This is a genomic window from Priestia sp. P5_B4 (genome assembly GCF_056400385.1).
This window is the reverse complement of sequence record NZ_JBFULJ010000660.1, coordinates 1-2168: the sequence shown is the minus strand read 5'-3', so window position 1 is coordinate 2168 and position 2168 is coordinate 1. Positions and strand designations below refer to the sequence as shown.

The 2168-nt window shown below is 33.4% G+C and carries 2 protein-coding genes; both read right to left on the bottom strand.

All coding sequences use genetic code 11. The features are described 5' to 3' along the window. Positions 1-345: 2,4'-dihydroxyacetophenone dioxygenase family protein (locus AC1DRF_RS24360; RefSeq protein ID WP_477741908.1), on the bottom strand; the 345-nt coding region annotated here is incomplete at its 3' end. A gap of 402 nt (positions 346-747) precedes the next feature. After that, the coding region (locus AC1DRF_RS24355) for a sigma-54 interaction domain-containing protein (RefSeq protein ID WP_477741907.1) at positions 748-2168 on the bottom strand (1421 nt) is incomplete at its 5' end.

The following is a 2168-nucleotide window of genomic DNA, read 5'->3' as shown; positions in this document are numbered from 1 at the left end:
ATCTTCTCCTTTATCCACTACTAAGGTATGGATATCACCTGGTGGTTCATAAACAAAAGTACCTGGCTTGGCTACCCAATCTCTTTCTAAATATCTCCAGGTTCCTTGGAGGGTGTAGGCCAACACAGTCCCCCCCGTATGCCGGTGTCGTGCGTTTCCTTTACCTGCTTTAAATTTTGAAATATGAATCCAGTTACCTGTTGTTAAATCRAATCGGACCGGCTTAAACCAGACACCGTCTGCTTCCGTAAAAGTTGGTACCCAAGGGATTTCATTCACATCAATAGCTTGATCTGGTAAATTATATTTCTCCGTAAACGCATTTAAATCTAATGTTGTTGACACATTTATTCCTCCTAATTAATCACATTTTGACAATATGTTTTGTCATTTATTAAGAGTGCAATATTCATGCCATCTTTTAAAGCGCTTTCTTTATAACTAACGTGATTAATTTTACTTATAAATAATTATTAACAAAATCCATGTAATATTGCTGTTAATACTTACTTAGTCCGATTAAAAAATCTATCTTTAATGGAGATATAATGATCTTTATATTTTATTTGACTTAAATTACTAAGGGATTTAATCTGTGCAATCATGCACAGATTTGCATTTTTGCACACAATATACATAATTAAAGCCTTTAATGGATTAATTATAGGTATTAAAAAATTATTATAAGGAAACTATATTTTTAAAAAGTTAGTATTTAAATATTCCATCAAAAGATAAAGTATTTATTTACTTAGTAAGATTGAGCCCTATTTTTTTAGCCTTGCGAACTAAGGTTGTTCGATGCATACCCAATCGATCAGCTACAAGACTAACCTCTCCAAGCTCTTCCCACACTGCTTTAATAACTTGAAATTCAATATCTTTAACGATATCATCGAGTTTTTTGAGTTTTTTGATATCTTTAGACATAGTTGAGTTTTTCGAATCATGTACATAGTCAGGCAAATCATGTACGTCAATCGTATTACCATCACAAAGGACCACTAACTGCTCTATTAAATACTGCAATTCCCTTACATTCCCTGGCCATTCATAATTCTCTAACGCTAAGTAAACTCCCTTCGATAAATGAACTGAACTTTTATATTGATCATTATACTTATTAAGAAAATAATTCGTTAATACATAAATATCTTCTTTATAATCTCGTAGAGATGGAAGTTTAATGGGCACTACTGATAAACGATAATAAAGATCCTCTCTAAACTTTTTTTCGGCAATTAGTTGTTTGAGATTCTGATGTGTTGCTGCAATAACTCTAACATCTACTTCATTTGAATTATTTCCCCCGACCCGTCTAACTTTTTTATCTTGTAAAAAAGTTAGAAGCTTAACCTGTAAATGTAACGGTAATTCCCCAATTTCATCAAGAAATATTGTTCCTTCGTGAGCAATCTCTAGTAACCCTGCTTTCCCGCCCCGTACAGCACCTGTAAACGCTCCATTTGCATAGCCAAACAATTCGGATTCAATCAACTGTTCCGGAAGAGCTCCACAGTTAATTTCTATAAAAGGCTTGGATGACCGACTGCTTAATTGATGGATCGCCTTAGCTACTACATTTTTTCCGCATCCAGTTTCGCCTAAAAGTAGGACTGTAGAATCAACGCCTGCAATTTTATTGATCTTTGTTTTAACGGTACGAATGGTGTGGCTATTGCCAATTAATCCTGGTACCTCAGCGATTTGAGAGCGAAGAACTTGTAATTCTACCTTTTGGTTATTGTTCATAATTTCTTGAGCTTTTAAAGATTCTCTTAATCGATTCAGTTCAGTCATATCATAGACCGTGTTAAACATTTTCACTAAATCCCCATCTTTATTAAAAATAGGATTTCCAGTTACTAACCATAGTTGATCTCCATCTTTAATTTTTTGTAACATAGAAACTGTTTTTTTGTTTTCAAGTACTTTTAATGTAATGGAATTGTCAAAATACCCTCTATAGACTAACTCAGATACATGACGTCCAATAACCTCTTCTTTGTGTATTCCAGTCATTTGAGAATATTTATTGTTAATTCGAAGAGTAAACCCCTTTTCATCTGTGATATATATGCCATCATGAACAGAATCGATTATCATATCCATTTCATTAATTTGAGTTGTAGATTTCTCCAGTCTACTTTGATAGACGTATAAAGGCT